The sequence below is a fragment of the Lentzea sp. CC55 genome (genome assembly GCF_021056325.1).
Classification (GTDB): Bacteria; Actinomycetota; Actinomycetes; order Mycobacteriales; family Pseudonocardiaceae; genus Lentzea; species Lentzea jiangxiensis.
Genome location: NZ_JAJCXE010000002.1, coordinates 105178 through 128975 on the forward strand (window position 1 = coordinate 105178; position 23798 = coordinate 128975).

The 23798-nt window shown below is 70.6% G+C and carries 23 protein-coding genes and 5 tRNA genes; 19 read left to right on the plus strand and 9 right to left on the minus strand.

All coding sequences use genetic code 11. The annotated features are described in order from the left end of the window. Positions 1-67 precede the first annotated feature (67 nt). Together L6E10_RS01205 and L6E10_RS01210 are read right to left on the minus strand one after the other, a co-directional pair. Positions 68-778 carry a hypothetical protein gene (locus L6E10_RS01205; RefSeq protein WP_236215941.1) on the minus strand — a complete coding sequence of 237 codons (711 nt, stop codon included), beginning with the start codon at positions 776-778 and terminating at the stop codon, positions 68-70. A 44-nt stretch (positions 779-822) separates the two neighbouring features. After that, complete coding sequence (locus tag L6E10_RS01210; protein ID WP_236215943.1) at positions 823-1086, minus strand: hypothetical protein; 264 nt, start codon at positions 1084-1086, stop codon at positions 823-825. A gap of 119 nt (positions 1087-1205) precedes the next feature. Between L6E10_RS01210 and L6E10_RS01215 the strand changes: the two genes are divergently transcribed. From L6E10_RS01215 to L6E10_RS01250, 8 genes are all read left to right on the plus strand, one after another. Beyond that, on the plus strand, positions 1206-1772 hold the full coding sequence (locus L6E10_RS01215) for an HhH-GPD-type base excision DNA repair protein (RefSeq protein WP_236215945.1): 567 nt from the start codon (positions 1206-1208) through the stop codon (positions 1770-1772). A gap of 105 nt (positions 1773-1877) precedes the next feature. Then, complete coding sequence (locus L6E10_RS01220; protein ID WP_236215947.1) at positions 1878-2780, plus strand: esterase-like activity of phytase family protein; 903 nt, start codon at positions 1878-1880, stop codon at positions 2778-2780. Positions 2781-2819: 39 nt separating this feature from the next. Beyond that, positions 2820-4196: a serine/threonine-protein kinase gene (locus L6E10_RS01225; protein WP_236215949.1), complete on the plus strand. Its 1377-nt coding sequence runs from the start codon at positions 2820-2822 to the stop codon at positions 4194-4196. 111 nt (positions 4197-4307) lie between these two features. Continuing rightward, positions 4308-5018 (plus strand): ABC-2 family transporter protein, encoded by a 711-nt coding sequence (locus tag L6E10_RS01230; protein ID WP_236215951.1) that lies wholly within the window; start codon positions 4308-4310, stop codon positions 5016-5018. Continuing rightward, the gene (locus tag L6E10_RS01235) at positions 5011-5808 is read left to right on the plus strand and encodes an ABC transporter permease (RefSeq protein WP_236215953.1); all 798 of its coding nucleotides are present in this window, start codon (positions 5011-5013) and stop codon (positions 5806-5808) included. The genes L6E10_RS01230 and L6E10_RS01235 overlap by 8 nt, the downstream gene beginning before the upstream one ends. Next, positions 5805-6776: an ATP-binding cassette domain-containing protein gene (locus tag L6E10_RS01240; protein WP_236215955.1), complete on the plus strand. Its 972-nt coding sequence runs from the start codon at positions 5805-5807 to the stop codon at positions 6774-6776. Before L6E10_RS01235 ends, L6E10_RS01240 begins: the two co-directional genes overlap by 4 nt. 45 nt (positions 6777-6821) lie before the next feature. Further along, positions 6822-7169 (plus strand): hypothetical protein, encoded by a 348-nt coding sequence (locus tag L6E10_RS01245; protein WP_236215957.1) that lies wholly within the window; start codon positions 6822-6824, stop codon positions 7167-7169. A 95-nt stretch (positions 7170-7264) separates the two neighbouring features. Beyond that, entirely contained in the window at positions 7265-7456 is a 192-nt protein-coding gene (locus L6E10_RS01250) for a DUF1918 domain-containing protein (RefSeq protein ID WP_090094805.1), read from the plus strand. Here the strand turns inward: L6E10_RS01250 and L6E10_RS01255 are convergent. Both L6E10_RS01255 and L6E10_RS01260 read right to left on the minus strand, forming a co-directional pair. Further along, positions 7453-8268, minus strand: a complete 816-nt coding sequence (locus L6E10_RS01255; protein WP_236215959.1) for an inositol monophosphatase family protein — start codon at positions 8266-8268, stop codon at positions 7453-7455. The two genes, L6E10_RS01250 and L6E10_RS01255, sit on opposite strands and share 4 nt — an antisense overlap. Positions 8269-8290: 22 nt before the next feature. Further along, positions 8291-9271, minus strand: coding sequence for a malate dehydrogenase (locus tag L6E10_RS01260; RefSeq protein ID WP_236215961.1), 981 nt, complete (start codon positions 9269-9271; stop codon positions 8291-8293). Positions 9272-9363: 92 nt separating this feature from the next. Between L6E10_RS01260 and L6E10_RS01265 the strand changes: the two genes are divergently transcribed. After that, positions 9364-9963, plus strand: a complete 600-nt coding sequence (locus tag L6E10_RS01265; protein WP_374235478.1) for a pentapeptide repeat-containing protein — start codon at positions 9364-9366, stop codon at positions 9961-9963. 84 nt (positions 9964-10047) lie between these two features. On the opposite strand, the gene L6E10_RS40640 is transcribed toward L6E10_RS01265, so the two are convergent. Continuing rightward, positions 10048-12807: a TNT domain-containing protein gene (locus tag L6E10_RS40640; protein ID WP_236215963.1), complete on the minus strand. Its 2760-nt coding sequence runs from the start codon at positions 12805-12807 to the stop codon at positions 10048-10050. Between the two features lie 138 nt (positions 12808-12945). On the opposite strand from L6E10_RS40640, the gene L6E10_RS01275 reads away from it, so the two are divergent. Genes L6E10_RS01275 through L6E10_RS01285 form a run of 3 tightly spaced genes read left to right on the plus strand, consistent with a single transcriptional unit; the run spans position 12946 to position 15018 of the window. Then, positions 12946-13866, plus strand: coding sequence for a DMT family transporter (locus tag L6E10_RS01275; protein WP_236215964.1), 921 nt, complete (start codon positions 12946-12948; stop codon positions 13864-13866). Continuing rightward, a complete protein-coding gene (locus tag L6E10_RS01280; RefSeq protein WP_236215966.1) occupies positions 13863-14711 on the plus strand; it encodes a bifunctional methylenetetrahydrofolate dehydrogenase/methenyltetrahydrofolate cyclohydrolase in 849 nt (282 codons plus the stop codon). The genes L6E10_RS01275 and L6E10_RS01280 overlap by 4 nt, the downstream gene beginning before the upstream one ends. A 13-nt stretch (positions 14712-14724) precedes the next feature. Next, positions 14725-15018: a DUF3017 domain-containing protein gene (locus L6E10_RS01285; protein ID WP_090095915.1), complete on the plus strand. Its 294-nt coding sequence runs from the start codon at positions 14725-14727 to the stop codon at positions 15016-15018. Here L6E10_RS01285 and L6E10_RS01290 read toward each other — a convergent pair. Further along, positions 15008-15577 (minus strand): TetR/AcrR family transcriptional regulator, encoded by a 570-nt coding sequence (locus L6E10_RS01290; protein WP_236215968.1) that lies wholly within the window; start codon positions 15575-15577, stop codon positions 15008-15010. The genes L6E10_RS01285 and L6E10_RS01290 overlap by 11 nt on opposite strands. Positions 15578-15652: 75 nt before the next feature. Between L6E10_RS01290 and L6E10_RS01295 the strand changes: the two genes are divergently transcribed. The 6 genes from L6E10_RS01295 (at position 15653) to L6E10_RS01320 (ending at position 17014) form a co-directional block, all read left to right on the plus strand. Further along, complete coding sequence (locus L6E10_RS01295) at positions 15653-16216, plus strand: dihydrofolate reductase family protein (protein ID WP_236215970.1); 564 nt, start codon at positions 15653-15655, stop codon at positions 16214-16216. Positions 16217-16480: 264 nt separating this feature from the next. Next, positions 16481-16552: transfer RNA gene (locus L6E10_RS01300), tRNA-Arg, on the plus strand. Positions 16553-16656: 104 nt separating this feature from the next. Beyond that, positions 16657-16728 (plus strand) — tRNA-Phe (locus tag L6E10_RS01305). A 10-nt stretch (positions 16729-16738) separates the two neighbouring features. Continuing rightward, positions 16739-16826, plus strand: a tRNA-Ser gene (locus L6E10_RS01310). An 8-nt stretch (positions 16827-16834) separates the two neighbouring features. After that, a tRNA-Ser gene (locus tag L6E10_RS01315) sits at positions 16835-16923 on the plus strand. 19 nt (positions 16924-16942) lie between these two features. Further along, positions 16943-17014 (plus strand) — tRNA-Asn (locus tag L6E10_RS01320). A 158-nt stretch (positions 17015-17172) separates the two neighbouring features. Here the strand turns inward: L6E10_RS01320 and L6E10_RS01325 are convergent. From L6E10_RS01325 to L6E10_RS01335, 3 genes are all read right to left on the minus strand, one after another. After that, a complete protein-coding gene (locus L6E10_RS01325) occupies positions 17173-20460 on the minus strand; it encodes an error-prone DNA polymerase (RefSeq protein ID WP_236215972.1) in 3288 nt (1095 codons plus the stop codon). Positions 20461-20533: 73 nt separating this feature from the next. After that, entirely contained in the window at positions 20534-22036 is a 1503-nt protein-coding gene (locus tag L6E10_RS01330; RefSeq protein WP_236215974.1) for a DNA polymerase Y family protein, read from the minus strand. Further along, complete coding sequence (locus L6E10_RS01335; protein ID WP_236215976.1) at positions 22033-22776, minus strand: hypothetical protein; 744 nt, start codon at positions 22774-22776, stop codon at positions 22033-22035. Before L6E10_RS01335 ends, L6E10_RS01330 begins: the two co-directional genes overlap by 4 nt. 225 nt (positions 22777-23001) lie before the next feature. Between L6E10_RS01335 and L6E10_RS01340 the strand changes: the two genes are divergently transcribed. Then, positions 23002-23751 (plus strand): hypothetical protein, encoded by a 750-nt coding sequence (locus L6E10_RS01340; protein ID WP_236215978.1) that lies wholly within the window; start codon positions 23002-23004, stop codon positions 23749-23751. Positions 23752-23798 lie beyond the last annotated feature (47 nt).

Sequence of the window (23798 nt, forward strand, 5' to 3'; positions counted from 1 at the left end):
GCCGACGCCCTGCTGGCCGAGGACCGGTTCGCGCTGTCGCGCGACCAGCACACTGCCTGACGTGTGGCTAGCTGTTCTCTTCGAGCAGCTGAGCGGCGGCTTGCGGGTCCATCATGTTCGAGTAGATCTGCTCGCCAGGACGGAGCGCCCGATCCGGCATCGCGAACTCCGGGTACCAGCCGTCCCTGTCGCAGCCGGGAACCATGTCCAGAGCGATGGCCACGAAGTTGTCGGGCACCGAACCAGTGATCCAGACGGCTACGTAGGTGCCCCTGTCCTCCACACCTCGAACGAGCACGCCGAGCTCCGCGCCGGCGACCTCGCCAACGTGCTCATGCCCGTCGAGCAACGATGCGCACACCAGACGCCGCACCGTTTCGTTCATGGCTCGCAGCATCCGGACCGCTGACTCAGCTTGGTACCGATCGAGGTCGTCCTTGTCCGCGAGCCATTGGCCACAGAACGTGGACGACCTCAGGGGTGGACTGTGCTCAGCGTTGTACCTGGCGCGTGCGGCAACGGCCGCAGTCGCGAGTGCTTCGTAGAAGTCGTCACGACTTCCCGCTTCCCGGAGTCCAGCCGTGACCATCCAACCGGGGTCTCCCGCCTCGACGACGGCTCCGCGCCAACGCTGGACTTTGACCTTGAACATGACCACGTCATCGATCGAACGGATCCGCTCACGCGGACCCGTCGGCTGAGCGAACTGCTCGTTGGCCTTCCTGATCAGCGGGTGATCGATCTCGTCGAGCGGCTCGTCGATGGGCGGCAGAGCCAAGCCCGGATCTTCACGCAGACACCGAATGGTGGGACGAACGGTCATCAGGACTCGCGGACCCCACCAAGCTCATCGAGACGTTCCTTGGACATGCCCGTCAGAGCCGCGACTTGACTGCTTCGAGTGCCGTCGAGCGTCTCCATCGTGCGGCGCAGCGCGGCGTTGATCTCTTCCCGCCTCGCACCCAGGTACTCACGAACAGCCGCAGCCAGCAAGTCCTTCTGGGACATGTGCAGAGCAGTCGCACCATGCGCGATCAAAGCGTGCGTCTCTTGATCGACTTTGACAGGAGAGGACTGAGCAGCCATCACACACCTCCGGTACCCAAGGGTACCCTGGTACCAATCACGGTCAAACTGTCGTCTTCGCTCGCGACACAGAACCTGCCCGACGGCCTCTTCCACGCCGCTATGCGATGCTCTCGCCCATGACCCGCACGGTGTGCCTCGCGCAGAACGCTGAGGCCGACGCACTCCTCGCGTCGGACATGTTCGCCCTGCTCTTGGGCATGATGCTGGACCAGCAGATTCCGATGGAGAAGGCGTTCTCCGGCCCCAAGGTCCTCGCCGACCGCATGGGCGGCCTGGACGTGCACCGCATCGCCGAGGCCGACCCCGAGGAGTTCGCCGCCGTCATGGCCACGCCGCCCGCCGTGCACCGGTTCCCCGGTTCCATGGCCAAGCGGGTGCAGGCGCTGTCGCGGTTCGTCGTCGAGACCTACGACGGGGACGTCACGCGGATCTGGGACGGCGGGGACGGGGCCGCGGTGTTCCGGCGGCTCAAGGCCCTGCCCGGGTTCGGGGACCAGAAGGCCAAGATCTTCCTCGCTCTTCTGGGCAAGCAGTTCGGCGTCACGCCTGCCGGATGGCGGGAGGCGGCCGGCCACTACGGCGAGGAGGGAAGCCGTCGTAGCGTGGCTGACGTGACGGACCAGACGTCGCTGCTCGAGGTGCGCGACTTCAAGAAGGCCGCGAAGGCCGCCGCCAAGAAGTAGCCCTGCCGGTCGCACTCTGGTGCACTGGATGCACGCCGCCTGCTCGTACGGGGTACCACCCCCGTGGGAGAAGGGGCGTCTGCGTTGCGCATCAAGGCGATTGGCGTGTGCACGGTCGTCGTGCTCGCTGCGGCGAGCAGTCCGGTGGAGGCCGCCACGACGTGGCCCGGTGACTCGGCGACCAGGACCGCTGACGGCAGGGACGTGGTCGGCGAGAACCTCAGCGGGGTGTCGTTCGAGAGTCCCGGGGTGGTGTGGGCGGTGAAGAACGGGCCGTCCACGCTCTACCGCCTCGTGCCGGGCAGTGGTGGTACGTGGGAGGTGGACCGGGAGCGGTCGTTGCGCTTCGCGGACGGGCGGGGCGATCCCGACGCCGAGGGTGTCGTCAGCACGCCGGACGGGTTGTTCGTCGTCGCGGAGCGGGACAACGACAACGGTGACGTGAGCTCGCCGGTGGTGCTGGAGGTCGGCGGCGGCACGGTGGCCGAGTGGGAGCTGCCGGGCATGCCGCCGGTGGGTCCCAACGACGGGCCCGAGGCGATCTCGTGGATCCCGGACTCCTACCTGACGGCGCAGAGGTTCAGGGACGACACCGGGAAGCTCTACGACCCGGCCGACCACCCCTCGCACGGGACGGGGTTGTTCGCGGTCGGGCTGGAGGCGACCGGCTCGATCTTCCTCTACGCGCTGCGGGACGGCGGCGCCGAGCTCGTCTCGGAGTTCGCCGGCGGGCAGGCGCGGGTGATGGGCCTGGAGTGGGAGGGAACGCGGCTCTGGGCCACGTGCGACAGCGGCTGCGGCGGCCGGGCCACGACTCTCGCGGTCGTCGACGGCAGGTTCGAGGTGACGGCGACGTACGACCGGCCTTCCAAGCTGCCGAACGTGAACCTCGAAGGCTTCGCCGTCTCGCCGAGGTGCGTCAACGGCAAGAAGGTCGTGCTCTGGGCGGACGACGACAACACGGGCGGCCACGCGCTGCGCAGTGGTGCGTTGAGCTGCACGGTCTAACCGCCGGGGTTGTCGGGGTGCGGAGTTAGGCTGCCGCGCGTGACCGCACCTCACATCCCCGGCTTGACGGAGCTGAGACCTCTGGGCGCGGGCGGCTTCGCCACCGTCTACACGGCCCACCAGGCGCAGCTCGGTCGCGACGTCGCCGTCAAGATCGACAACCGGGTGCTCGTCGACGAGCGCGACCGGAGGCGGTTCCTGCGCGAGGCGCAGGCGGCGGCCAAGCTGTCGGGCCACCCGCACGTCGTCGGGGTGCACGACGCGAACATCACCGGTCACGGCACGCCGTACATCGTCATGGAGCTGTGCACCGGCGGGTCGCTCGCCGACCAGCTCGACGCGCGCGGGCCGTTGCCGCCCGAGCAGGTCCGCGACCTCGGCATCAAGCTCGCGGACGCGCTGGCGGCGGCGCACGCGGAAGGCGTGCTGCACCGGGACATCAAGCCCGCCAACATCCTCGTCGACCGCTACGGCACGCCGAAGCTGGCCGACTTCGGGCTCGCGGCGCTGCTGGACGCGCAGGGCGGCAGCACGGTCACGCGGGACGCCCTGAGCCCCAGCTACGCGCCGCCCGAGGCGTTCGCGATGGCCGAGCCGACACCGCAGGCCGACGTGTACTCGCTCGCCGCCACGCTCTACACGCTGCTCGCGGGCAAGCCGCCGCGGCCGGTGCCGTGGCCGATCACGAGCTTCGACCAGCTCGGCGAGGTCCTGCGCCGGCCGGTGCCCGCGGTGCCGGGGGTGCCGGCCGCGCTGCACGAGGCCCTGGCGCGGGCGTTGCACCCGGACGCGAACCTGCGCACGCCGAGCGCGGCGCAGCTCCGCGACGAACTGGTCGACCCGATGCGGATGCCCACCGTTCCGGTTCCTCCCCCGCCGGGGCGCAAGCCGTGGCCCCTGGTCGCGGCGGCCGCGGGGCTCGTCGCCGTGGTCGTGGCGGGCGTGCTCGTCTGGAACCCCTTCGAGGGCCGTGACCAGAGGACCGCCCAGGGCGCCGGACCGTCGACGACGCAGCCGGGCGGTGCGGAGGACATCCCGCCGTTCCTCAAGAAGTGCGATGCCGGGTTCTGCGTGGACCAGTCGACCTGCTTCCGCGGCATCACCACGATCGGTGGAATGCCCGCCGTCGCGCGCAAGGTCGGCAGCTGCGCGAACGAGCACTACTGGGAGGCGTTCGGCGGCGGCTGGCTGTCCGGGGACATCCCGGCGGTCGACTCCGACGAGCTGCTGGCCTCGGCCGAGGTCAAGGACGTCTGCACGCCCGCGTTGATGAAGGCGAGCACGAGGCCGACCGTCGACACCACCGGCTGGGAGATGGCCGCGGTCGGGTTCAAGGACGGCACCCGCAACTACTTCCTGTGCCTCGGTGCGGATCCGGGTGCGGGCGAGGTCGTCACCAGCGCGTTCGGCAGCTGAGAAATCCACTTGCGACGGTCGCTAACGTAGACCGACGTGCGTGTGCACGCCGATTTGATCATTGCCGGATTCCGAAGGTACTCGACCTACCGACAAGCGATGCTGGCCGGGATGACCGCGAACGTGGTCTTCGGCCTGCTGCGGGTCGCCGTCCTCGCCGCCGCGCTCGCGGCGGCGAACGGCGAGATCGCCGACTACGACATCGCTGCCACCAACACGTACGTCTGGATCGGGCAGGGGCTGCTCGGGTTCGTCCTGCTGTGGGGGACCAACGAGCTCGCCGAGCGCGTGCGATCCGGTGACGTCGTCGTCGACCTGTACCGGCCCTGGCACCTGCAGAGCGCCATGCTCGCGCAGGACCTCGGCCGCGGCGGTTTCGCGTTCCTGACCAGGCTCGCGCCGCCGGTGGTGTTCGGCATGCTGCTGTTCCCATTCCAGTTCCCGGCGAGCCCCGCGCAGTGGCCGCTGTTCCTGGTCAGCGCGGTGCTCGCGCTGGTGGTCTGCTTCGCGTGCCGGTTCCTGGTCGACGCCAGCGCGTTCTGGCTGCTGGACAACCGGGGGCTGTACGGGTTCTGGAACGTCACGTCCGGCCTGCTGTGCGGGCTCACCGTGCCGGTCTCGTTCTTCCCCGGGTGGGCTCGGGACGTGCTGTGGCTGACCCCGTTCCCCGCGTTGATGCAGGCGCCGATCGACGTGTTCCTCGGGCACGGCGACGCGGCGGGAACCCTTCTGCACCAGCTGTTCTGGGCCGTGGCGCTGCTCGGGGCCGGTCACCTGGTCCTGCAGCGCGCGGTGCGCAAGGTGGTGGTCCAGGGTGGCTGACACCATCTACCCGAGGCTCATCGGCGCACGGCTGAAGAGCCAGATGTCCTATCGCGCGTCGTTCGCGCTCGACCTCGCCACGCAGGCGCTGGCGCAGTGGGTCGAACTGGTCGTCATCCTCGTGCTGTTCAGCCACGTCAACGCGCTCGGCGGGTTCACCAAAGAAGAAGTGCTGCTGATGTACGCGTTCGCGGGTATCGCGTTCGGCATCGCCGACCTCTTCGCCGGGCAGCTCGACAACCTGCCGACGTACATCCGCGCCGGCACCTTCGACGTGCTGCTGCTGAGGCCGCTCGGGACGTTGCCGCAGATCATGGTGTCGGACGTCCGCCTGCGCAGGATCGGGCGCATCGCCGGCGCGCTCGCCGTGGTGGTCTACGCGCTGGCGCACGTCAGCGTCGCCTGGACACCGGCGAAGGTCGCGCTGGCCATCGCCACGCCGGTGGCCGGTGCGGTGATCTTCAGCGCGGTCTGGGTCGTGACGTGCTCGGTGTGCTTCTGGATCGTGGAGGGCCGCGAGTTCGCCAACGCCTTCACCTACGGCAGCAGCGCCTTCACCTCGTACCCGGTCAACGTCTACTCCGCCCCGCTGCGGTGGGTGATGGCGTTCATCGTGCCGGGGGCGTTCGTCGCGTACTACCCGAGCCTCGCGCTGCTCGGGAAGCAGGACCCGCTCGGCCTTCCCGGCTGGGTCGGCTGGACATCACCGCTCGTCGCGGCGCTGGCGGCGGCGGTCGCCGCGCTGGTGTGGCGGTTCGCGGTCAGGCACTACCGGGGAACGGGATCATGATCGAGGTCAGGGAGCTCCGCAGGGAGTTCAAGATCGCCACGTCGAAGGGCTTGCGGCGCAACCACAAGACCGTCACCGCGGTCGACGGCGTCACGTTCGACGTGCGGGCCGGTGAGGCGGTCGGGTACGTCGGGCCGAACGGCGCGGGCAAGTCCACGACGATCAAGATGCTGACCGGGATCCTCGTGCCGACCAGCGGTCACCTCAGGGTCGGCGGTGTCGACCCGTCGAAGCAGCGGCGCGATCTCGCGCGCCGCATCGGCGTCGTGTTCGGCCAGCGCAGCCAGTTGTGGTGGGACCTGCCGCTGCTGGACAGCTTCGACCTGCTCAGGTCCATCTACCGGGTGCCGGCGCGGGACTACCGGACGCGGCTCGACGAGTGCGTCGAGCTGCTCGGTCTGCGGGAGACGCTGCTCACCCCGGTGCGACAGCTCTCGCTGGGCCAGCGGATGCGGGGCGAGATCACCGCGGCTCTCCTGCACGCACCCGAGCTGCTGGTGCTCGACGAGCCGACGATCGGCCTCGACCTCGAGTCCAAGGAACGCCTCCGGGAGTTCCTGGCGGACATCAACACCCGCCGCGGCACCACCCTCCTGCTCACCACGCACGACCTGGACGACATCGAACGCCTCTGCCCGCGGCTGATGGTGATCGACCACGGCCGGGTGCTCGCCGACGGCCCGCTCGACGAGCTGCGCGCCGAGGTGACGCCGGAGCGCGAGCTCGTCATCGAGCTCCGGGAACCGGGACCGGCGCCGGACGTCCCAGGAGTGACGGCGGTGCGCAGCGAGGCGGGCGGATTGCGACACCACCTCACGTTCAGGAGAGCGGAGACGACGGCGGCGCAGTTGATCACGCAGGTGGTGCGGCAGGTGGAGGTCCACGACCTCGCCGTCGTGGAGCCGGAGATCGACGACGTCATCCGGAAGCTCTACCAACGGCAACTGGACCAAGACGCACATCGGTAGAGTCGTCGGTGACACAAACGGACACTTCGGGCAGAAGGAGAGCGAATGCGCCTAGTTGGAACGCTGGCGGCAGCCGTCATCGCGTTGGGCGGCCTGACGGCCTGCGACACGCTCCAGGGCGTCAGCGAGACCGCGGACAAGGTGAAGCTGTGCGCCGACGCGGTCCAGCTGGTGGGGTTCTCACCGGACCTGAGCGACCCGCAGAAGGCGCTGGAGGACACCCAGGCCAAGGCGAAGGAGCTCGAGACCCTCGCGAACTCCGCACCGGACGAGCAGGTGAAGAAGGCTCTCCAGGAAGCGGCCAACGGCATGCAGAACGTCAACTCCGCGGCGGACTGGGTGCAGCAGAAGGCCGACCTCGTCGCGAAGGTCTCCGCGGCCTGCGGCGGATGAGCACTTGAGCCCTGTTGCGCGCCTCCGGTGTCGGCCTAGGCTTTAACGCATCCAGCGCCATGCCTCACGCCGCACACCGGAGGTGTTGCAGCACCATGCAAGCAACAGTGGGTGACAGGCTCCACGTCCACAGCCGTTCCATCGGCCTCGAGGAGCGCCTCGGCGAGATCCTCGAAGTGCGCGGGAACGACGGACATCCGCCGTACCTCGTCCGCTTCAACGACGGGCACGAGGGCCTGGTCTTCCCCGGCCCCGACTGCATCGTCGAGCCGAGAGGGTCGGTCTAACCCCCGAGCACGGTCGCGATCAGCTCCTCGGCCAGCTGAGGAGTCGCTGCCGCCACGCCTGACCACCGGTGGGTCAGGTCGGGTTCGAACGTGAACGGCCGCCCGCGCAGGTCGACCAGCACCCCGCCCGCCGCGGGCACGGTGACCAGCGCCGTCGCGAGGTCCATGATCCGGTGCGTGTCGCTGCCCGGATCGATGAAGGCGTCCACGGTGCCTTCCGCGACGAGCATGGTCTCCAGGCAGGTCGTGCACAGCACCCGGATGCGGTCGGCGCGGTTCGCGACGCGCAGCCACGCGTCCTGGGTGCCCGTCTTGGGGCGCATCAAGCACACCGACGCGCCGTCGAGGGACGTGCGCCCGGTGGTGCGGAACGACGTCGGCACTCCTGCGCGCGCATGCCACGCACGGCCCGTGTCGAACCACGTCGTGAGGGCTTCTTTTGCCGTGCCGTCTTCCACGAGCGCACCGGCGAAGCATGAGAGAGGGACGCCGAACGCGGCGTTCGCGGACCCGTCGACCGGATCGATCACGAGGGTGATCGAGGAGCCATTGTCGACGAAGCCGGCTTCCTCGGACAGGAGGTTCACGCGACTGCGGTGGATGGACTCCAGGACCGCGTCCTCGACGATGCGGTCCACGCGCATCGTCGGTGTTCCGTCGGCGCCGTCCGCGACTTCCTCGCGGAGTTCGAGGCGCGTGTGCAGGGATCGGGCACGCCCGTACGCCGCCGACGCCGCACGGGCGGCGTCAGCGAGCGCGGGGTGCACGTCGTCGGAGAGCTGTGGCTGGGGAACGTCCCAAGGAATCAGCACGTTCCCACCCTGCCACGGGAACTCAGATCAGGCCGAGAGCCTTCACCGCGTCGCGCTCCTCGACCAGCTCGGCGACCGAGGCATCGATGCGGGCGCGGGAGAACTCGTCGATCTCCAGGCCCTGGATGATCTCGTAGGAACCACCCGAGGTGCGCACGGGGAACGACGAGATGATGCCCTCGGGCACGCCGTACGAGCCGTCCGACGGAACGGCCATCGAGGTCCACTCGGTGCCGTTGACCCAGTCGTAGACGTGGTCGATGGCGGCGTTCGCGGCCGACGCGGCCGACGAGGCGCCACGGGCCTCAATGATCGCCGCACCGCGCTTGGCGACGGTCGGGATGAAGTCGTTCTCGAGCCACGCCTGGTCGTTCACGGCCTCGGCGGCGGTCTTGCCACCCACCTCGGCGTGGAACAGGTCCGGGTACTGGGTGGCCGAGTGGTTGCCCCAGATCGTCATCTTCTGGATGTCCGTGACCGCGACGCCCAGCTTCTTGGCGAGCTGCGACAGGGCGCGGTTGTGGTCCAGGCGGGTCATCGCGGTGAAGCGCTCGCGCGGGACGTCCGGCGCGTGCTGCTGGGCGATGAGGGCGTTGGTGTTGGCCGGGTTGCCGACCACGAGCACCTTCACGTCGTCCGCGGCACCGGCGTTGATCGCCTCGCCCTGCGGCTTGAAGATGCCGCCGTTGGCCTCGAGCAGGTCGCCGCGCTCCATGCCCTTGGTGCGGGGGCGGGCGCCGACGAGCAGGGCCACGTTCACGCCGTCGAACGCGGTCTTCGCGTCGTCGGTGATCGTGATGCCCTTGAGCAGCGGGAAGGCGCAGTCGTCGAGCTCCATCGCGGTGCCCTCGGCGGCCTTCAGCGCCGGGGTGATCTCCAGCAGCCGCAGGTTGACCGGGGTGTCCGGGCCGAGCAGGTGACCGGAGGCGATGCGGAAGAGCAGTGCGTAGCCGATCTGGCCGGCCGCACCGGTGACAGTGACGTTCACGGGCGTGCGGGTCATGAGCCTTCCCGAATGACGGTCCTCGTTGACGTCGGGCAGGTCGCCCGGCGTCCCGCACGTTACCAACACGTGGACTCTGCCAGAGTGTGAGAGTGGACAACCTGCTCGAAGAGGTCGGGGAGGACTACTCCGACGCCAACCTGCACGGACAGCACTGGGAGAAGCGCTCTTTCACCGACTGCGACTTCACCGAGGCCGATCTCCGCGAACTCGTCACGACGGGGTGCACGTTCACCCGGTGCGACTTCACCCGGACGGACGTCGGCGAGTCGGAGCACCAGGCGACGGCGTTCCGGCAATGCACCTTCGACCGCACGGTGCTCACCCGTTCGACGTTCAGCTCGTGCAGCCTCATGGGCTCGACCTTCGCCGACTGCGTGCTGCGCCCCATCACCTTCACCGAGGTCGACTTCACGCTGGCGTCGTTCGTGAGGGCACCGCTGTACGACATGAAGCTGGGCGGCCAGCGGTTCCGCGAGACGAACCTCAGCGAGGCGGACCTGCGCAACACCGACCTGGGCAGGGCGGACCTGATGGGCGCCCGGCTGCTCGACGCGAAGCTCGAGGGCGCCGACCTGCGCGGGGCGCTGGTGGACGCGAACGGGCTGCGGCAGGCCAAGCTCGCCGGAGCCCTGATCGACGTCGACCAGGCGATCGCCTTCGCGGCCGCCTACGGACTGGTCGTGTCGTGACTCGCCGGTAGCAACAGGAACTCCCTTCACACGTGTGGCCGGTGATCACGGGGATCACCGGCCACAGCACTGCTCGGCGGAACCTCAGTTCTCGGGAGGTCCGGAGATCTCCACCAGCACGCCGTCCGCGATCATCTCCTCGATCGCCTTCGGCAGCAGGTAGGCCGTGCCGCCACCGGGCTGCTCGAACCACGGCACCGCGACACCCGTCAGCACCTCGAGCGGGCGGCGCAGCCGGTACACGCGGTACGGGCGGTTGATCCACGACGGCACGAGGCTGCGTTCCGGGAACGGCGTGCCCGCCACGTAGACCAGGTTGCCGCTCAGGTCGCCGTAGCGGTCGACCTCGGTGCCCGCCGGCAGCTCGAACATCTGCTTGTGGCGGAACAACGTCAGCGGCGGCTCGCCCGCGAGCGGCGAGATCGGGAACTTCCGCTTCGACGGTTCCTCCTGCGCCATGGCGGCGACCGGCGAGGGGGCCGGGGGCTGCTGGGGCGCCTGCGGCGGCGGGACCGGCTGCTGGGGCGGAGCGGGCAGCGGCGGGACCGGTTGCACCTGCGTCGGGGCCTGCTGCACCGGTGGCGGAGCGTGCTGCACCTGCACCTGCGTCGGAGCCGCCTGGGGCTGCGGGGGCAGCGGCGGGCGCTGCGGCGGGACGGGACGGCGCGGCTCCTCGCGGAAGCCGTTCGTCATCGGGCGCGGCGGCTGGGGTGCCCGCGGGACCGTGCGGAAGTTGCCCAGCACGAGCTTGCCGACCAGGTACGCCGAGGCGTCCTCGACCTTGTCGAACCGCACCGGGTTCTTCGGGCCGTGGTCGAACCAGCACACCTCCCAGCTGTCGCCGTCGAGGCGCAGCGTCCAGGTGCGGTCGGCCGGCTCGCCGATGCGGAACACGCCGTGCGGCACGTTGAGGTCGTCCAGCGCGCGGCGGGTGCCCGCCAGCTCGCGGTCCTCCTCCGGCGTGACCTGCCTCGGCGGCTTCACCGGCTCGGGCTCCGGCTCCGGCTCCGGTTCGGGCTCGGGTTCCGGCTCGGACTCGTTGAACAGCGCCGCGTCGAACTGGGTCGTCTCCTCCGCACGGGTGGGCGGGGGCACGGGGACCGGGAGCGGCGCGGCCGGCAACGGTTCGGGTTCCGGGTCGTCGGCCGGCTCGTCGTCGAAGTGGGCGTCGAGCTGGGACTCGAAGGGCTGCTGCTCGAACGTCTCCGGCTCGAAGGTCGCGGGCTCGAACGTGCCCGGCTCGAACGCCGTGGTCGACTCCACCTCGTTCTCGGCGAGGTCCGGCTCCTCCTCGGAGACCGGTTCGACCGGGACGACCGGGTGCTGCTCGGTCACCTCGGCGGGGCTCTCCAGCGGTTCGTCGAGGACCGGGCTCCACGCCATCGTGTCCTGCATGGCGTCGCGCGGGCGTTCCTCGGTCTGCGCGTCGAGGTGGTCCGTGAGCTCCTCGTCGCGCTGGTGCGTGAGGAGCTCCGGCTCGCGGTGGTGCGTCAGGAGCTCGGGCTCGTCCTCGTCGCGGTGGTGCGTGAGCAGCTCGGGCTCGTCCGGCCCGGCCGTGGGGATCTCGCGTTCCTCGGGGACGTCCACGTCTTCGTGTTCGTCCTCGGGCGCGATTTCGTCCGGCTCCTCCACGACGATCTCCGGCGCCTCGGCCTCCTCCGCCTCGCGCGCGTGCGGGGCGAAGAGGTCCATGCCCGCGCCGTACGTGTCGCGCAGGGTCCGGTCGTCGATCGTGTCCGGGATGCCGTCGGAGTCGAAGACCACCCGGTAGGGCGGGCCGTCCCCGGTCATCGGCGGCACCGCGACCGGGATCGGGGTGCCGAGGTCGTCGTGCGCCGGCTCGGGCTCCGGCTGCTCCGGGGTGTCCGCGGCGGACGGCGGTTCGGGGTACATCGGCTCGAAGTCGTACTCCTCCTGCGCGTCCCCGCCCGCGAACTCCGGAGCCGTGACGAACTGCGTCTCGTCCGCCGAGGGGGCGGGCTCGGGCTCGGGCTCCGGTTCCGGCTCGGGCGGCGACGGCACGACGGTGCCGGGAGGGGCGGCCGGCGCGCCGAGGTTCGCCGCGGCGGCGAGCCTCGACTCCTCGGAGACCTCGGGCAGGGCGAAGCCCGCGGCCCGCGCGCGGTCGACCAGCTCGGGCTCGGGCGGCACGCCGTAGCGGCGCAGGTAGAACGCGACGCCGGCGGGCCAGATCCACACGCCGTCGGTCTGGAAGCCGGACGGCACGACCGGCGGCGAGTCCGGGTGCAGCACGTCGTTGTCGAAGCCGCGCCCGGCCACGGCGACCGGCGCGTTCGACAGGTACGCGAGCAGCGGCGCGACCTCGGGCTCGGCCACCGGCGGCCGGTTGACCGACGGACGGCCGTTCGGTCCGGCGCCGTCGAACACGCGCGCCGTGCGGAACACCGGCGCCGGCGGGTTCAGCCTGCGGCGCAGCCAGTCGGGGACGTTCTCCTCGGCGCGCGGGAAGAACCGCATCTCGTCGACGTACGCCTGCTGCGGAGGAGGCGTCTGCCAGCTCGGCTCCGCGCGGTCGAAGTCGAGGTTGTAGCTCGACGGGTGGTCGAGCTGGTAGCGGGCGTTGGTCCAGCTGCCCCTGCCCTCGCGGTGCATGCCGGCGCGCAGCCGCGCGAACAGCGAGGCGGCCTCCTGCGGCACCTGCCACGCGCGCTTGCTGCCGTCCTGGAGCTTGAGCTCGGCCTCCAGCTCGAAGTACCGGCCGGTGGCGCGGTACTGCGCGATCACGCTGCGCCAGTCCTCCGGCGCGGCCCGCATGAGAGTCAGGCCGATCTGCTTGACCAGAGCATCCTGCTCTGTAGGGTTCAACGGCTTCGGCTCGGACACGCCAACATCTTCCCCTGCACATCGCCGGATCGCACACGTCCCCCGCCGCTGCGCCGAACGGCGGAGGCCAGACCATAACGCGGTCGACGTGCAAGGTTAAAGCTGATCAAGAACACGCCCGCGGGGCATGGAGGGCTAGTGGCGCGGTCCGCGCAGGTGACCGGTGGTCTGCTGGCGGCGGTGGGTGGCGTGGCCATCGCGGTCCAGGCACGGGTCAACGGCTCGCTCGCCCAGTCGCTCGGCAACGGGCTGCTGGCGGCGTTGATCTCCTTCGCCGGAGGGTGGTTCGTGCTGCTCGCGGTGGTCCTGTCGCGACAGTCCGGCCGGGACGGCCTCCTGCGGCTGCGCGACGCGCTGCGGCACCGGCGCATCCGGTGGTGGGAGTGCGTCGGTGGCGTCAGCGGTGCCGTGCTCGTGGGCTCCCAGGGGCTCGCGGTCGCGACCGTCGGTGTGGCGGTGTTCACGGTCGCGGTCGTCATCGGGCAGGTCGTGAGCAGCATGGTCGTGGACAACCTCGGGATCGGTCCCGGTGTGCCGAAACCGATCACGAGGACACGTGTCATCGGAGCCGCCGTCGGTGTTGTCGCCGTCACGGTGGCGGTGTCGCACCGGTTCACGTCGCCCGGCGGGTTGTGGCTCGCGGTGCTGCCGCTGGTCGCGGGGCTGCTGATGGGCTGGCAGCAGGCGGTGAACGGGCTGGTCCGCGAGGCGGCGGCGAACTCGGTGGCCACGATCCTGGTCAACTTCACCGTGGGCACGGCGGCGTTGGCGCTGGTGAACGCCGTCGCCTGGAACGGCGTGCCCGGCTCGCCCACCTCGCAGTGGTGGCTCTACCTCGGCGGGTTGCTGGGCATCGTCGGCGTGGGTGGCGCGATCACGTCCGTGCGGTTCATCGGCGTGCTGATGGTCGGGCTGTGCGGCGTGTGCGGACAGCTCATCGGGGCCGTGCTGCTGGACGCGGTGAGCGGGCACCTCGCGCCGCCGACGGTGATCGGCGTGGTGCTGACGCTGGTGTCGGTGGGCGTCGCGGCGCTGCCCAATGGGAAGATGAGGCCGTGACTGCGACGCTGCTCAACGGCAACGAAACCCGGAACGCGCTGTTCGAGGACCTCAAGGCGCGGGTCGCCGCGCTGCCCGGCTCGGTCGGTCTGGCCACCGTTCTGGTCGGCGACGACCCCGGCTCGCACTCGTACGTCAAGGGCAAGCACCGCGCGTGCGAGAAGGTCGGCATCTCCTCGATCCGCCGCGACCTGCCCGAGTCGACGACGCAGGAGGAGCTCGAGGCCGTCATCGACGAGCTGAACGCGAACCCCGAGGTCACCGCGTACATCGTGCAGCTCCCGCTGCCCAAGCACCTCAACGCGAACGCGATCCTCGAGCGCATCGACCCGGCCAAGGACGGCGACGGCCTGCACCCGGTGAACCTCGGCAAGCTCGTGCTCGGCGAGGAGGCGGCGCTGCCCGCCACCCCGCGCGGCATCGTGGAGCTGCTGCGCCGCTACGACGTGCCGCTCGCGGGCGCGAACGTCACCGTCGTCGGCCGCGGCGTCACCGTCGGCCGCCCGATCGGCCTGCTGCTGACCCGCCGCAGCGAGAACGCCACCGTGACGCTGTGCCACACCGGCACCAAGGACCTCGCCGCCGAGGTGCGCCGCGCGGACATCGTGATCGCGGGCGCGGGCAGCCCCGGCCTGATCACCGCGGACATGGTGAAGCCGGGCGCGGCCGTGGTCGACGTCGGCATCACCCGCACCGAGGCCGGTCTGGTCGGCGACGTGGCCCCCGAGGTCCGCGAGGTCGCCGGCTGGCTCGCCCCGATCCCCGGCGGCGCCGGCCCGATGACCGTCGCGATGCTGCTGACCAACACCGTCGAAGCCGCCGAGCGCGCCCATGCGGCGGTCTGACGCCGAGGCGCTCATGCCGGAACAGCGCTGGCGCTCGGGCCCCGCGAAGCACCTGCCGTTCGCGCTGGTGCTCGGGGTCGGCGTGCTCGGGCTGGTGCGGATCTTCCAGTACCACTGGCGGCAGGGCGCGGTGCTGCTCGGCGTGTCGCTGCTGGTCGCGGCCGTGCTGCGAATCCTCGTGACCGACGAGCAGGCGGGCCTGATCAAGATCCGCGGCCGCGGCATGGACGCGTTCCTGTACTCGACGCTGGGCGTCGTGGTGATCGCCGTCGCCCTGACGATCACCGGCGGCCCGCTCAGCCGATAGCGCGGTCGACCAGGACCTCGACGAGCTCGTCGAGGTCCATGCGCGCGACCACGTCCGGCAGGGTCAGCCGTTCGTAGATCAACCCCGTCATCGCGAAGTACAGCGAGACGACGGTCATGCGGTCGCCCGGCAGCTCCGAGTCCTCGTTGAACGCGACGTTGGCCTCGATGTTGCCGGCGATCGTCCTGGTGAGCGCCTCCCGGATCACCGGCCTCCTCGTGGCCTCCAGCCGCAGCTCCATCATGGCGAGGTAGCAGGCCTTGTCGGCGTCCGCGCGTTTGAGGATGTCGTGCATGAACTTCACCGTCAGCGACCTGTCGCGCGGCAGCGACAGCGACTCCGCGACGGACTCGTCGGACGGCATCAGCCGTTCGTGCACCCGCGTCATCACCGCCGCCATCAACTCGTCGCGGTTCGCGAAGTAGTTCGACGCCGTGCCCGTCGGCACCCCCGCCTTCGCGTCGATCGCGCGGTAGGTCAGCCCCCGTGCCCCCTCCTCGGCCAGGACGTCGATCGCCGCGTCCAGCAGAGCAGTTCGCCGTGCCTCGTTCCGGACCACGTTTCCTCCTTGACAACCACTACATCCATAGTACTACGGTTGTCGTGGTTGAACGAGATCCCAGGGGGTTCAGTTATGCGAAAGCTCGTCTACTACGTGGCAGTGACGCTCGACGGGTTCATCGCGGCCGAGGACGGCACCTACGACGGGTTCCTCTTCGAAGGCGACCACATGGCCGGCATCAACGCCCACTACCCGGAGACGGTGCCGACCCAGGCCCGCGAACTGGTCGGCCTGCAGGACGCGGCGAACCAGCACTTCGACACGGTGCTGATGGGCCGCAACACCTACCAGGTCCCCGGCGGCCTGGCCTCGCCGTACGCGCACCTGCGCCAGTTCGTCGTCACGACCCAGGACCTCGACGTCCCGTCCGGCGTCGAACTGATCTCCTCGGACGTCACCGGTCGCGTGCGGGCGCTGAAGGAGGAGGACGGCCTCGACATCTGGCTGTGCGGCGGCGGCAAACTGGCGGCCGCGCTGCTGCCGGAGATCGACGTGTTGCTGCTCAAGTTCCACCCGGTGGCCTTCGGGCGCGGCATCCCGCTGTTCGACGGGAAGGCCGACATCACGAAGTTCCAGCGCACCGATGCGCGCTTGTTCGAGAGCGGAGTTTCGTTCATGACCTACGAACGCATTTAAAGAAAAGGATTGACGGACGCCGAGCGCGCCCGCAATACTTGTGCCACACACCGAGCCGAAGGGGAACGCCATGAGCAGCCAGGAGATGCGAGGCGAGCGCTTCACCAGCGTCGTCGCGTGCCCGAGCTCCTCGCGGCGACCCAGCTTTTCACGCCTGTTTTCGCAGGTGAGCTCCTTGTAGTGGCATGAGCCGATGTCACACGGGGAGCCGCCCGTCGGGAAACCGACCAGGGCGGCTCTCTTTGTTTGCCGTGCATTCAATTCGCCCTTGTAGCTCAATGGAGAGAGTGCGGCGCTACGAACGCCGAGATTCAGGTTCGACTCCTGGCAGGGGTACTTCCGGGTGCGAGGGAGACGGGAACCCGCCTCATTCGGGTTGAGGAAATACCGCGTTCGACTCGCGGGCATCCGACTGGAAAAAGCGTCCCTCGGGACGCCAAGGCTCTTTAGCTCAACAGGCAGAGCACCGGGGTGAAGATCCGGTGGTCAGGGTTCGACCCCCTGGGGAGCCACGCAGACGAAGGAGGGCTGGCCGAGTGGCAAGGCACTGGATTGCTGATCCGAGGTCCGGGCACCGCGCCCGGCGCGCGTTCGATCCGCGCGCCCTCCGCGTCCTGAGGAGGATTGGCCGAGCCCGGTAAGGCAGCTGTCTCGAAAACAGTGGTCAGCGCGCGAGCGCTGCGCAGGTTCGAATCCTGCATCCTCCGCTCCACCCGTTCTGCCGTGTCCTCTGAGGTGCTGGTGGCAGCACGCCCGACTGTTACGCGGGAGGACCAGGTTCGAGTCCTGGCAGGGGAACCGCGCTCACGCCTCGTGACTTCGGGCGAAGAGCGTCTCGTCGAGGTGCTGGCCGCACCACCGAGCTCGATCGTCGACGCCGGCGCCGACACCTTCTCCAGCGCCAGGCCGTCTTCCCGGGTTCCCGCGGCCCGAGGCCACCAGCCTGATCCCCGGCGTCAGCGGAAGTCCCGCGACTTCGACGGGATCCGCAGGTCCAGGTGCTGCAACCGGTCCGCCAGCACGCTGACCACCCCCTCGGCCGACTCCACGACGCCCCGCACGAGCATCGCTCCGCTGCTGCGCGCCACCCGCCGGTACCGCGCCCACAGCCCCGGTGAGCACACGACGTTCACCATGCCCGTCTCGTCCTCGATGTTGAGGAACGTGACGCCGCCCGCGGTCGCCGGGCGCTGCCGGTGGGTCACGGCTCCCCCGATCAGCACCCGTGTTCCCGGCTGCACGGACGCCAGCTCGGTCACCGGGAGCGCGCCCATCGAGTCCAGGGTGGAGCGGACGAACTGGGTCGGGAAGCTGTCCGGGGACAGGCCCGTGGCCCAGACGTCCGCGACGGCCAGTTCGACGTCGTCCATGCCGGGCAGTGCGGGGGCCTCGACGCCGACCGTCGTGCCGGGCAGGCGGTCCGGGCGGATGGCGGCCACGGCGCCGGCCGCCCAGAGGGCTTCGCGGCGTTCCAGGCCGAAGCACGCGAAGGCGCCCGCGGTGGCGAGTGCTTCTACCTGGGCCGCGGTGAGCTGCACGCGGGTGCCGAAGTCCTCCATGTCGCGGAACGGCCGGGCGGCGACGATCCTCTCGGCGTCCGCGTCGCCGATGCCGCGCACGGCGGACAGGCCGATGCGGACGGCGTTGGCTCCCTCGAACGGTTCCAGGCCCGCCCACGGGAGCGACCGGTTGACGCACGGGCCGTGCACCGTCACGCCGTGGCGGCGGGCGTCGATCACCAGGGACTGCGGGGAGTAGAAGCCCATCGGCTGGGCGCGGAGCAGGGCCGCGCAGAACGCCGCCGGGTAGTAGAGCTTGAACCACGCGCTCACGAAGACGAGGTGGGCGAACGACAGCGCGTGCGACTCCGGGAAGCCGAAGTTGGCGAACGCCAGGAGCTTCGCGTAGATGCGGCCGGCGAGGTCCTCGTCGACTCCCCTGGCGGCGCAGCCCTCGTAGAAGCGGTCGCGCAGGCGTTCCATGCGGGCGGTCGACCGCTTGGCGCCCATCGCCCGGCGCAGTTCGTCGGCCTCGGCGGCGGTGAAGCCGCCGACGTCGACCGCGATCTGCATGAGCTGTTCCTGGAACAACGGCACGCCGTAGGTCTTCTTCAGCGCGTTCTCCAGCAACGGGTGGTCGTAGTCCCACTCCTCCTGCCTGTTGCGGCGCCGGATGTACGGGTGCACCGAACCGCCCTGGATCGGGCCCGGCCTGATCAGGGCGACCTCGACGACCAGGTCGTAGAACTCCCGCGGCTTCAGGCGCGGCAGCGTCGCCATCTGCGCCCGGCTCTCCACCTGGAAGACGCCGACCGAGTCCGCTTTCTGCAGCATCTCGTAGACGCGCCGGTCGCCGAGGTCGATGCGACCCATGTCCACCTCGACGCCCTCGTGGTCGCGGACCAGGTCGATGGCGTAGTGCAGCGCGGAAAGCATGCCGAGGCCGAGCAGGTCGAACTTCACCAGGCCGATGGACGCGCAGTCGTCCTTGTCCCACTGCAGGACCGTCCGCCGGTCCATGCGCGCCTTCTCGACCGGGCACACCTCGCTGACGGCGCGGTCGCAGATCACCATGCCGCCGGAGTGGATGCCGAGGTGGCGCGGGAAGTTCTCCAGCTGCGCGGACAGCTCCAGCACGTCGCGCGGGATGTCGCAGTCGTCCGTCGTGGCACCCAGCGGGCCCCACCGGTCGATCTGCTTGCTCCACGCGTCCTGCTGCCCCGGCGAGTGGCCGAGCGCGCGGGCCATGTCGCGCACGGCGGAGCGGGCGCGGTAGGTGATGACGTTCGCGACCTGCGCCGCGTGCCGGCGGCCGTACTTGCGGTAAACGTGCTGGATGACCTCTTCTCGGCGGTCGGACTCGATGTCGACGTCGATGTCGGGAGGCCCGTCGCGGGCGGGCGCGAGGAAGCGTTCGAAGAGCAGGTCGAAGCGGACGGCGTCGACGTTGGTGATGCCGAGCGCGAAGCACACCGCGGAGTTCGCGGCGCTGCCCCTGCCCTGGCAGAGGATGTCGTTGCGCTTGCAGAACTCCACGATGTCGTGCACGACGAGGAAGTAGCCGGGGAAGCCGAGCTGCTCGATGGTCCTCAGCTCGTGCTCGATCTGCCGGTACGCCTTCTCGTCCCCGTCGGGGTACCTGCGCCGTGCGCCCTCGTAGGTGAGCTGACGCAGCCAGCTGATCTCGGTGTGCCCGTCCGGCACGTCGAACGGCGGCAGCTTCGGCGCGACCAGCCGCAGGTCGAACGCCAGCTGCATGCCGAGCAACGCCGCGTTGTGCACCGCGCCGGGAAAACGGCGGAACCGGTGCCACATCTCCTCACCGCTGCGCAGGAACGCGGCGGGCGACGGCGGCAGCCAACCGGCCATCTCGTCGAGGCTGCTCCGTGCGCGCACGGCAGCCATCGCGGCAGCGAGCCTGCCACGGCTCGGAGTCGCGTAGTGCGCCGCATTCGTTGCCACGACAGGAAGTGACAGCTTCTGCGCCATCGCGTTGAGGATGTCGTTGCGCCTGCTGTCCTCGGGCAGGCCGTGGTCGGTCAGCTCGACGTAGACGCGGCCCTTGCCGAACATGTCGGTGAGCTTGACGATCTCCTCGAACGCCGCCTCCGGGCCCTCCCCGGCCAACGCCCTGCGCACGGTTCCCTTGCGGCACCCCGTCAGCACGACGACCTCGTCCCTGGTGTCGGCGACGATCTGGTCGAGGTCGTAGACGGGCTTGCCCTTCTCCGCGCCGTCGTCGAGGTGGCCGGTCGTGAGCGTGCGGCACAACGCGTGGTAGCCGTCCTGCTTGCGCGCCAGGAGGAGCAGGTGGTCGCCCCCGGGGTCCGGTTCGCCGTTGGCAGGCCTGCTCAGGCCGATGCTCAGCTCGGCGCCGAACACCGTGTGCATGCCGAGTTCCTTGGCTGCCTCGGCGAACCGCACCACGCCGTACATGCCGTCGTGGTCGGTGATCGCGATCGCGTCGAGCTTGAGCCGTTGCGCCTCCTCGACGAGCTCCTCGGGGTGGCTCGCGCCGTCGAGCCAGCTGAAGTTGCTGTGGCAGTGCAGCTCCGCGTACGGCACGCGCTTGCGGGTGACCGCGAGCTCGTCGACGCGCAGCTCGAACCCCGGCGGGGCGGTGTAGCGGTCGCGGCGGCGCGACCACGCGGGACCGTCGCCGCCGTCGGGTCTCTGGTCGGCCGGTGTGCCGGAGAGGGCTCGTTCGAGGTCCTTCCAGCGGACCGGCGGGTTGTTCCAGCCCATCAGCGCTCTCGGTCAGCTGCCTTGCGCGGCAACGGGACCAAGCTCTCCACCAGGTCCCAGTACTCGTCCTGCATCAGTCGTACACCCCTTCCAGGAACCACCTCTGGTCCCTGCGGACCAGCAGGAACGCCTGCTCGTTCGTCTGCACCTGCACGCGCGCGGCCCGGTGCGGGTCCGGCGCCCACCACCGTTCGTCGACCGGCCACGGCCCCGCCCACGCCGTGACCTCCCGCGCCCTCCCCCTGACGACCAGCTTCTTCGGCCGCGCGGTGAGCTCGAGCCGGCCGGTCACACCGACGTCGCCGCCGTTCTCGTCCTCCAGCTCGGCCGGGTCGTCGGCGAGCGTCGCGGGCGCCCTGGCGAGCCGGCCCGGCCACGGGTGGTCCGGGTTCCTGACCGGGGTGCGCTCGTCGCCCCACGGCACCAGCCTCACCCGCTCCTTCGGCCCGCGACCGCCGTCGAGCACTCCGGTGAGCACGCCGTCCGGCCCGAGCAGACCTTGCACGTGCAGCAACGCCCGCACCGCGCGTTCGTCGTCGTGGCCCCACAGCCCGAGCTGCAACGCGGTGCCGTCGACGACCTCGGCCGGTTCGAGGGTGAGCGTCCTGATGCCCGAGGTGAGGCGTTCGCGGGTGAGCCAGCCGTCGAGCTGCCAGCGCACCCGGTCCGCGATCCCCCGGGGCGTCAACGGTTCCGCGGCCCGCCACACCCGGTGCAGCTCCTCGCCGTTCTCGGTGCGGACGTGGATGCCGAGCCGCGCGCAGGCGAGGCCGCGGGCGGAGAGGTTCGCGTGCAGCCGTTCCGACAGCGCCTTCGCGGCGAACGCGGCCGAGTCGATGCGCTCGACCGGCTCGTCGAAGGTCTCCGCGACGGCGAGCTCGGGTGCGGGCCCGCGCTTGTCGAGCGGTCGTTCCGGCAATCCCCTGGCGAGGCGGTGCTGTCTCGCCGCCGGACCGCCGAACCGCGTCGCCACGGACTTCTCCGGGATCTCCGCGAACGCGCCGAGCGTCTTCAGGCCGAGCCTCCTGAGCAGGTCGACCAGTTCGGGCGCGTCGAGCTCGTGCACTCCCAGCGGTCCCAGGAACTCCGCGGTCCGGCCCCGCGGCACGAGCACGCCCCGGTGCGCGGCTTTCGTCGCCGCGAACAGGCTGTCGGCCAGCCCCACCTGGACCTCGGTGCCGGTCCGCGCCGCGACGTGGTCGACGATGCGTTCGGCCACCCGCTCCGCGGACCCGAAGTAGGTGACCGGGCCCTGCGCCGGCACCGCGACCAGCCCCGGCTGCACCACCTCGATGCCGGGGGCGAGCTCCTCGACGGCCTCCGCGACCGGCTCGAAGTACCGCGCGTCGCGCTGCGGGTCGTGCGCGAACGTGACGAGCTCCGGGCACATCGCCTCGGCCGCGCGTTTGCGCATGGCCCGGCGGATGCCCTCCCTGCGCGCCACGGCCGAGGCGCACACGACCTCGTTGCCGTCGACGACCGCCACCGGCACGTGCGGAGCGGTGCCGGTGGCGGTGCAGGCGGCGACGACGGGCCAGTCGGGACTCCAGACCGCGATCAGACGGGTGTCCCTCACGCGGGACGACCCCGGGTTGTAGCCCGCCTGGAGGCCAGTTCGTCGGCTCGGTCCGGACCGGCATCAGCCGGCTCGTCGGATCCGGCCGGTCCACCGGCCACCAGCGGGAGCTCGATTTCCCCTTCACCGAACGACAGCAGCACGCGCCGGGGCCTGCCCGCCGAGCCGCGGCCACCGCTGCGCACGCTGATCTCCTGGCGCCGCAACGTCTCCGCGCCGTCGTCGAGGGAGTTCCAGCGCACGGACTCCGCGGTCAGCTCCACGTCCGCGGAGGGCCAGGGCCCGAAGGCGATGAGCACGGCACGGCGTTGTCTCGCGCGGGCCGTGAGCCGCCGGGCGAGGGAGGGAGGCAGTGGGCAGGCGACGGCCACCAGGTCGATGCCGTCCAGCAGGGCCGCGATCACCGGACCGGGGTCGGAGCCGGGCTGCGGGACCAGTGCCAGTCGTTGCACCGAGACACCCAGTTCGGCCGCGGCCAGCACCCCCACCCCGGGCAGACCGACCACGGCGGCCCAGCAGCCGTCCGCGGTCGCGTCCGCGAGCAGGGCGAGCAGCAACGATGTCGATCCGCCCACCGACACCGTGCTGCCCCGCCGCAAGCCGCCCCACGGCAGCAGGCCCGCCAGTTCCCCGCGAACCGGCAGCACCCGCCCCGTGGCCTGGTCGGTGGTGGTGCTGGTCAGCTCGCTGGCCGGGTTCACCCCGAGCGCGGCCAACGACGCCGTTGCCGACCTGGACACTCCCACCCACCTCCCGTCTCGGACCGTGCGCACCCCTGTGCACGGCCGCCGCGGGAAGTTCGGCGACTTGCTTATTCGAACTCTTGTTCGAACGAACATGATGATCGTAGCGCGTGGACGCACCCTCGTGTCAATGCCGGAGCGTCACCCTTTTGGTGGACACGGCCACATGGGTCCGGACTGTCCTCTACCGTGGCGCGAACAGGACCTGGAACTGGGGAAACCGTGAACCAACCACCTCCGCACGGCTGGCACCAGCAGCCACCGCCGCCTCCACCGCAGGGCTGGCAGCCACAGCAGCAGCAGGGCTGGCAGCCGCAGCCGGGCCACCCGCACCAGCCCGGCTGGGGGCCACCGCGACCACCCGTGAAGAGCAAGGCACCGCTGGTCGTCGGGATCCTCTTCGGCGTGCTGGCACTCGGCGGCGCCATCACCGCGCTGGTGATCCACCTCAACGTCAACGGAAGCAGCGGCAGCCCCAAACGCACCGACAAGCTGCCCGCGGCGTGCGGCAACGTCTCCGAGGCCGCGCTGGCCAAGGCGCGCACGACGAACCCGAACGGCCTCGCCTCGCGCGAGTCGAAGCTGGCGAGGGGCACGCACACGACCTGCGGGTGGAACCAGACCAAGGGCGTCGACGGCTCGGGCCAGCGCAGCACCACGGTCTTCGTCTCCCGGGGGCAGCAGGACGCGGAGAGCGAGTTCGACCGGATCGTCGGGCAGAACATGGCCGACACCCAGAGCACCCCGCGGCAGAAGCCGCTGGAAGGGCTCGGGGACGAGGCCACGGCGGTGCTGGCGGAGACGAACTCGGCGTTCACCGAGCTCTCGGTCGTCGTGCGCAAGGGCGACACCGTCGCGGAGGTCGACATCTCCGGCTGGGACGCGGGCCTGTTCACCAACAGCAAACCCGACCCGGCGGAGCTCGAGGCCGCCGCGAAGGGCATCGCCGAAGAGCTGGTCGCGAAGCTGTAGCGACGCGAAGGGGCCGCCTCCACCAGGAGGCGGCCCCGCTCGTCGGA

Bases quoted from the DNA above. Each gene is read 5' to 3' on its own strand.
- L6E10_RS01325 (WP_236215972.1), bottom strand. From the start codon at position 20,460: ATGGGCTGGAACAACCCGCCGGTCCGCTGGAAGGACCTCGAACGAGCC.
- L6E10_RS01295 (WP_236215970.1), top strand. From the start codon at position 15,653: ATGCGAAAGCTCGTCTACTACGTGGCAGTGACGCTCGACGGGTTCATC.
- L6E10_RS01230 (WP_236215951.1), top strand. From the start codon at position 4,308: ATGACCGCGAACGTGGTCTTCGGCCTGCTGCGGGTCGCCGTCCTCGCC.
- L6E10_RS01210 (WP_236215943.1), bottom strand. From the start codon at position 1,086: ATGGCTGCTCAGTCCTCTCCTGTCAAAGTCGATCAAGAGACGCACGCT.
- L6E10_RS01240 (WP_236215955.1), top strand. From the start codon at position 5,805: ATGATCGAGGTCAGGGAGCTCCGCAGGGAGTTCAAGATCGCCACGTCG.
- L6E10_RS01260 (WP_236215961.1), bottom strand. From the start codon at position 9,271: ATGACCCGCACGCCCGTGAACGTCACTGTCACCGGTGCGGCCGGCCAG.
- L6E10_RS01250 (WP_090094805.1), top strand. From the start codon at position 7,265: ATGCAAGCAACAGTGGGTGACAGGCTCCACGTCCACAGCCGTTCCATC.
- L6E10_RS01215 (WP_236215945.1), top strand. From the start codon at position 1,206: ATGACCCGCACGGTGTGCCTCGCGCAGAACGCTGAGGCCGACGCACTC.
- L6E10_RS01245 (WP_236215957.1), top strand. From the start codon at position 6,822: ATGCGCCTAGTTGGAACGCTGGCGGCAGCCGTCATCGCGTTGGGCGGC.
- L6E10_RS01285 (WP_090095915.1), top strand. From the start codon at position 14,725: ATGCCGGAACAGCGCTGGCGCTCGGGCCCCGCGAAGCACCTGCCGTTC.